The sequence below is a fragment of the Rhizobium sp. P1_E1 genome (genome assembly GCF_056406015.1).
The window spans coordinates 1-6,631 of the sequence record NZ_JBFUAY010000227.1 but is presented as its reverse complement, the minus strand read 5'-3'; the positions used below and the strand labels follow the sequence as shown (position 1 = coordinate 6,631).

General features: G+C 60.9%; 6 protein-coding genes and 1 pseudogene. All 7 read right to left on the bottom strand.

The features are described from left to right. Positions 1–20: 20 nt before the first annotated feature. Positions 21–1,085: a sugar ABC transporter substrate-binding protein gene (locus AC1D1Z_RS32260; RefSeq protein WP_018245821.1), complete on the bottom strand. Its 1,065-nt coding sequence runs from the start codon at positions 1,083–1,085 to the stop codon at positions 21–23. A 93-nt stretch (positions 1,086–1,178) separates the two neighbouring features. After that, positions 1,179–2,150: a sugar phosphate isomerase/epimerase family protein gene (locus AC1D1Z_RS32255; protein ID WP_018245822.1), complete on the bottom strand. Its 972-nt coding sequence runs from the start codon at positions 2,148–2,150 to the stop codon at positions 1,179–1,181. A gap of 249 nt (positions 2,151–2,399) precedes the next feature. Beyond that, the gene (gene rbsK / locus AC1D1Z_RS32250) at positions 2,400–3,320 is read right to left on the bottom strand and encodes a ribokinase (protein ID WP_018245823.1); all 921 of its coding nucleotides are present in this window, start codon (positions 3,318–3,320) and stop codon (positions 2,400–2,402) included. A 10-nt stretch (positions 3,321–3,330) separates the two neighbouring features. Next, the gene (locus AC1D1Z_RS32245; RefSeq protein WP_018245824.1) at positions 3,331–3,786 is read right to left on the bottom strand and encodes an RbsD/FucU family protein; all 456 of its coding nucleotides are present in this window, start codon (positions 3,784–3,786) and stop codon (positions 3,331–3,333) included. Positions 3,787–3,808: 22 nt separating this feature from the next. Next, positions 3,809–4,732 (bottom strand): carbohydrate ABC transporter permease, encoded by a 924-nt coding sequence (locus AC1D1Z_RS32240; protein WP_018245825.1) that lies wholly within the window; start codon positions 4,730–4,732, stop codon positions 3,809–3,811. Positions 4,733–4,742: 10 nt separating this feature from the next. Further along, positions 4,743–5,852, bottom strand: a complete 1,110-nt coding sequence (locus AC1D1Z_RS32235) for a carbohydrate ABC transporter permease (RefSeq protein WP_018516602.1) — start codon at positions 5,850–5,852, stop codon at positions 4,743–4,745. A 111-nt stretch (positions 5,853–5,963) separates the two neighbouring features. Then, positions 5,964–6,631: pseudogene (locus AC1D1Z_RS32230) on the bottom strand (sugar ABC transporter substrate-binding protein); the annotation flags it as partial.

Sequence of the window (6,631 nt, the reverse complement as noted above, 5' to 3'; positions counted from 1 at the left end):
GCCGGCATCTTTGACCTTCGCTACTTGGCTGCCTTGGCATCTTCCATCAGCACCGCCCGGACATCGACGCCCGCACCCTGGTAGCGGCTGAGATTGTCGGCGGTGATGAGGGCCTGCGGGGTCGCCACCACGCGTGGCAGCTTCTGGCCGGCAACCAGGCGCAGCGCGGCCTCGAGCGCCACTTCGCCGGTCAGGACCGGGAAGCTGTCGACCGTGCCGGTCAGTTCGCCGGCCTTGATCGAAGCGTAGGCGTCAGAGATGCCGTCGGTGCCGAAAACAGCGACCTTGCCCTGGAGGCCTGCGGCTTTCACGGCCTCGACGATGCCGAGGGCCATGCCGTCATTGTTGGCATAGAAGCCGACCAGGTCGGGATGCTGGTTAAGGATGTTGGTCGCAGCATCGTAGGACGTCTGACGATCCCAATTTCCCGGAACGCTGGCGACGACTTCGAACTTGCCGCCTTCGCTGATTGTCGATTTGAAACCGTCGGTGCGTTGCACCGCCGCATAGACGCCGGCCTGACCTTCAATGATGGCGACCTTACCGCCCTCGGGACGATGCTCGATGAACCATTTGGCCACGCGCACGCCGTTGTCGCGCTGGACGTTACCGACGTAATGCTCGGCCTGCGGAATGACGGCATCGTTGACGTTGACGACCGGAATATTGGCCGCCTTGGCCTGCTCGATGACCGGCTGCAGGTTGGCGTCCGTCTGCGGAGAGACGAGCAAGACGTTATAGCCCTGCGTGATCATGCCCTCGGCGATGGTCAGCTGGCCGAGCTGGTCACCCTCGCTCTGGGCAGCCTGATAAATGACGGGAACGTTGACCTTCTTGCCGAAGGCCGCGTAGCCTTCGCCCAGCGAGCGCCAGTATTCGTTCGTCAGTGTCTTGGAAACGGCACCGGCCTTCGTGCCTTCGGGCAGCTTGGGCAGCGCGCCAAGCTTGGCTTCGAGCTGCGACCAGTCCATGCGGTCCTTTTCGGTATCGGAATTGAGGGGCGCGAGTTCCTGCGCGACGGCCGCGCCGAACAGGAGGCTGGCGGCAATGCCGGCAGCAAGGGTCGTCTTCAAAAAGGTCGTCATCGGTTCCTCCCGGATAGGGTCGATCGGCACGCCTCCGGCATGCCTTGGGTTCAAGGGTCGTAGAAATTCAGGGTATGTTGACGGTCAGGCAGTTCAGCCGAGCATGAGTTCCTGGACAACCGCCTGCGCAGAGACTGCATCCTGTCGGTCAATCGCCCCGGAGAGACGATTGTCCTGCTCGAGGCGATCCACCACCGTCAGCATCCGCTTGACGGTCTGGATGTTCACCTCGCATTCGTGGACCGGATCGAGACCGGTCATATCGGGGAACGTGTCGAAATAGATCGCGCCGTCATAACCGTCCTTGCGGATCTGGCGTAGCAGCTCGATCGTCTGCTGGGTATGCACCGCGCCGACCATCAGACCGTCGTCGCGTTTGGCATAGCCGTCATTGAGATGAACACCCAGAACGCGGCTGTAGCGGGCAATGAGAGCTGCGGCAAATGCCGGCTGCTCGTCGGCATAGAGCACATGGGCAAAGTCCAGCGTGACGCCGAGATTGGGCATATCGACATCCTTGATCGCCAGGAGCGTGGTCGCGCAGTCGGGCATCAGGCTGTAGGAGCGTGGCTCGTTCGGCTTGTATTCGATGCTGATCTCGCAGTCGGGATCATGCATGCAAACTTCACGAATTCCGTCTATTTCGTGTTGCCAAAGCGTATGGTAGTCCGCCTGAAAGGCATAATCGAAACCATCCTGTCCAAGCCAGATCGTCATCAGCTTGCTGCCGGCGGCGCGGGCCGAGTCGATGCCCTTCTTGGTGAGATCGATCGCTTCGCGGCGAACTGCCGGATCGGGGTTGGTGAAAGCGCCGATTTTGAAGGCCGGATTGGTATAATAGCGCATGGCGAAGCCGTTGATGGCTAGGCCGAGATCACCGATCTGACGCGCCAGGACGGCCGGATCGTCGGCCACATGGTCAGGATAATTGAGATCGAGATCGGTTAGACCATCGACCTTGGCAGCGCGCGTCGCCATTTGCAGGACGGTCGGCTTGCCGGAAAGCTCCGGCCATTCGGCCGTTGGCTTCGAGGCAAAAGAATTAAGGCGGGTGGCGAATTTCAATTGGGTCACGGCTTTGGCTCACTTCAGTCGCTATGCACACTACTTCACAGAATAATTTAGATTTGTAAAGTTATAAGTGTTGTGCAATGCGTCAATTCGTTGTGGGCCGCGTCGGAGATATCTGCTTCCGCCCTTGCCTCCCTCGCCAAAGCACCGGCGTGCGGAAACCCGCCGCCGGTATTGACAGCCTTGGCTGGATGGAATTCGAAAGGGCCCCAAATGGGTCGCCTGTACGGCAGGATGTCGGCGTCAGCCGGCCATTACGGCCTCGATCTCGGCAAGCGAGGGCATGGCAGGGGCCGTCCCGCGTCTCGTCACGGCGATGCCGGCAGTGGCGCAGCCGAAGCGGACAGCATCGAGCGGCGGCGCGCCTCGCGCAAGTGCTGCTGCAAAGCCGCCGACGAAGGCATCGCCGGCGCCGGTCGTATCGATGACCGGGCCGCAGGAGACGGCTGGCACATGAGCCGACTGCCCGGCATTGTGAAACAACACGCCGCGGGCGCCGAGCGTGATGACCGCCGCACCCACTCCCTGCGCCAAAAACACGTCAGCTGCGCGTTTCGCATCGTCCAGCGTTTCGATCGGAAAGCCGACCAGGGCCGCGGCTTCTGTCTCGTTCGGGATGATATAGTCGCAGAGCCGGTAGATCTCCGCTGGAAAGGCGCCCGCGGGTGCGGGGTTGAAAATCGTGGTGACACCGGCCTTCCTTGCAATATCAAGCGCCCGATGGGCCGCGGGTGCAGGCTGTTCCAGTTGGGTGATGAACACTGCGGATTGCTCGATCGTCTCGCGCGCTCCCTCGACATCCTCGATGCCGATCGTGCCGGCTGCCCCGGCATAGACGATGATAGCGTTGTCGCCGGTGCGGTCGTTGACATAGATGAAAGCGGCCCCTGTCGGCTTGTCGTCCATGACGATCAGCTTCGCCGTCACGCCGGCCTGCTCATAGGTCTTGAGCGCCAGATCGCCGAATGTGTCGCGACCAATCTTCGAAATGAAGGACACGTCAGCTCCGGCACGCGCGGCAGCCACCGCCTGATTGGATCCCTTGCCGCCAGGGCCAACAGAAAAGCCGCTGCCGGCGATGGTTTCGCCCAGGGCCGGCATGCGCGGCGCGAGATAGGCGGTGTCGGCGACAAAAATGCCGAGAATGGAAATTCCGGTTCTCATGGCTGACACCTCACACGCCTGCAGGTGCGATGACGCCCTTGGTGAACAGGAAGCAGCCATAGAACCGCGTCTCGCCGGTCGAGATTACACAATAGGCCTTCTTGGCGAGATCGTAGAAGGCGAAGCGCTCGATGCCGTACATGGGCGAAGGTTTGCCTTCCGCCCGGTCGATCTCCGCCTGCACCTCGCTTTGCACCGCCGGCATCTCCCCCGGCGCACCCATGACTTCCATGCGGCCGGCGGAATTCTGGAGCGGTGTGTCGAGTGGCAGCACAGAGAGGATCGCACGGATCGCCTGCGGTGCCGAGAGATTGGCCATGCTGAGCGGCCTACCGATCACCGTCTGGCGGGCCACACTGTCGCTCGGGAAATTGGTATCGGACACAACAAGCGTGTCCCCATGCCCCATGGAGCGCAAGGCGTGCAGCACGTCTGCATTGAGCGCCGGGTCAAGATTTTTGAGCATTAGAAATGTCCTCCTCGTGCCTCTATTTAACGGCGCCTGCCGTCAGGCCCTTCACAATGTAGCGCTCCAGGAAAATGCCGACGAGCACCAGCGGCATGATCGCCGCCGTGGCGATGGCGGCCATTGACCACCAGTTAATCCCCTGCGACCCCGTCTGGCTTGCCACCATCACCGGCAGCGTTTTTGCATTCGAACTCGTCAGCAGTGCCGCAAAGAAATATTCGTTCCAGCAAAGAATGACCGAAAGGATGAAAGCTGCCACCATGCCGGGCAGTGCGATCGGCAGGACGATCCGTAGGAAAGCGCCCCAGATCGAGCAGCCGTCAACCAGTGCCGCCTGTTCCAGCTCGACCGGGATGGTGTCGAACTGGTCGCGCATAATCCATATCACGATCGGCAGCACCATCAGCGTGTAGATAAGAATGAGGCCGATCAGCGTATCGAGCAGCATCAGGTGCTTGTAGAGAACCAGGAACGGCATAGCGAGCACGACCGGCGGCAGGATCAACTGCGACAGGAAGAAGAAGGAAATGTCCTTGTTCGCCATCCAAAGGAATTTATAGGAGAACCGGCTGAGCCCATAGGCCGCCAGCGATCCGATGAGCACCGCCAGGAACGACGCCCCCGCTGACGCCACGATGCTGTTGAGAAAGCGACGGATGAACTCATCGCGCACAGTCGATGGCGCCAAGATCGTATCCGGCGAGAGGCCGAGCGAGCGCCAGCCCTTCCAGTCCGGCGTAAAGTCCACGAACGGGATCAGATGCCCCTGCGTCACGTTGACCGCTGTCTTGAACGAGGTCGTGATCGTCCAGTAGATCGGAAAGAGCGAGATGAAGGCCCAGAAGACCAGAGCCGCATAGATCAGCAGGCTGTTGGTCAGGAATTGCGGGCGCCGCGACCAGAGGCTCCCCGGCCTATCGGATGTTTCAGCGATGATCGCCATGGGCTTCGCCTCAATTTTCACGTTGCATCCATCGGCTCGCCCCTTTCAGGATGAGCGCGACGAAGATGATGATGATGACGAGATAGAATTCCGCAAGCATGGTGCCGTAGCCGACATTGGAACGGTCACGATATTCGCGGAAGATGAAGCTCGACACGGTATCCGTCGCCCCGCCCGGTCCGCCAGCGGTGACGTTGATGACGATATCGGCGAGCTTCAGCTGGAAGATGATGCGCAGGATGATCACTGTCATGCTGACCGGAAGCATCAGCGGAAAGGTGATCTCCTTGAAACTCTGCCAGCCTGACGCTCCATCCACTTTCGCCGCCTCCTTGATTTCGGAAGGAAGCGCCTGAAGGCCGGCGAGCAGCAGGATCATCATGAACGGGATCGACACCCAGGCATCCATGGCCATGATCGAGGTTCGCGCGAGCCACGGCGTCGAGAAGAATGCCGGATTGTCCCAGCCAAGATGGCGCGCAAGGGTCGCCGCCGGGCCGAACCGGTATTCCATGAGTGATTTTCCAATCATCCAGCTGACAGCTACCGGGCTCAGCATCAGCGGCAGGAGAAAGGCAACACGGAAGAATTTGCGCGCCTTGATCTCGGCGTTGAGCAGCAGCGCCAGCCCGAAGGCAATGACATATTGAACGAGGACCGAAAGAACATAATAGACCATGTTCAGCAGCGCGTTCCAGAAATACCGGTCCGCGAACAAAGTGCGTAGATTGTCGAGCCCGTTGAAGCGTCGGCCGGCCGCCGCGCTCAGGTTCCAATCCGTGAAAGCGATATAAAGCCCGAAGACGGTCGGGAAAACCACCATGGCGACGGTGAAGAGCACGGCAGGAAGCACGAAAACCGCGCGCTGCCCCGCCTCACCGCGGATCATCACCTGGCTCGCACACAGTGCCACCGCCCAGACGATATAGGCAAACAGCAGCGGTCGCCAGCTGACGAGGCCGAGCGCCGTGACCCCGCTCGCATCGAGGATCTGGAGAATGAGGACGGCGAACAACAAGATGGTCGCAGCGAAGAGCAGCAGCCGACCGCGCCTGGCGGCGGCGCGCTGGACCGTCGCGCCCTCCACAGGGCTGACGGCTGGGGTAATCGTATGCGACATAGGCAAGACCCTTGAGGCAGAAAGGCGTGCGGAACCGGGCAACGGTTCAGGCGGCACGACTTTGTGCCGCCTGAGATCATGGACGAGACATCCGAAGATGTCCGTCGTATATCAGGCCCCGAGCGAGGCCTTGTAGAGCGCAAGCTGCTTGTCGCGGCCGAGCTGATCGGTGATCTTCTCCCAGGCGGCAGCGATCGCATCGGCGCCGGCCTGTGCGGTTACCTGTCCGGCGAAAACCTTGGCCAGTTCGTCTTCCGCGACGCTGTAATATTGGAAGATGCCCGGAATACGCGGCTCGATAGCGGCGTTCGGATGGTTGTAGGAATTCGACTGCGAAGCGAGATAGCCTGAGATAAAGGCTTCGTCATAACCTGCCGACACCCATTCCTTGATGTCGAACTGGCTCTTGCGATAGCACTGGAAGCCGGACGGATAGGCCGCCGTCCAGAGTGCCAGATCCTTGCCGCCGAGATGGGCTGCAGCACTCCAGGCCGCTTTCTTCTTTTTCTCGTCGCTGTCGACCCGGGCCATCACATAGACGCCCCAGCCCAGATAGGCCATGTTTGGCGCGTGGTTCGGGCCGCTGGCAAGCTAGTCCCACTGGCCGGTCTTCGAATTAAAGCCATCGTACGATCCCGGAAGGATGTCGAAGCCGATGGTGCCGCCAACGACCGAGCTGTCGCTGGTGCGCGCGCTTGCACCCACGTCTCCCCTCCAGGAGACCATGGAACCGGTGCCGGCCAGAAATTGCTGGAAAGCTGTCGTGCCCGGATCGGCAT

What these genes read in the sequence shown, in the direction of transcription:
- AC1D1Z_RS32260 (WP_018245821.1), bottom strand. Translation starts at nt 1,085, where the DNA reads ATGACGACCTTTTTGAAGACGACCCTTGCTGCCGGCATTGCCGCCAGC.
- rbsK (WP_018245823.1), bottom strand. Translation starts at nt 3,320, where the DNA reads ATGAGAACCGGAATTTCCATTCTCGGCATTTTTGTCGCCGACACCGCC.
- AC1D1Z_RS32245 (WP_018245824.1), bottom strand. Translation starts at nt 3,786, where the DNA reads ATGCTCAAAAATCTTGACCCGGCGCTCAATGCAGACGTGCTGCACGCC.
- AC1D1Z_RS32240 (WP_018245825.1), bottom strand. Translation starts at nt 4,732, where the DNA reads ATGGCGATCATCGCTGAAACATCCGATAGGCCGGGGAGCCTCTGGTCG.
- AC1D1Z_RS32235 (WP_018516602.1), bottom strand. Translation starts at nt 5,852, where the DNA reads ATGTCGCATACGATTACCCCAGCCGTCAGCCCTGTGGAGGGCGCGACG.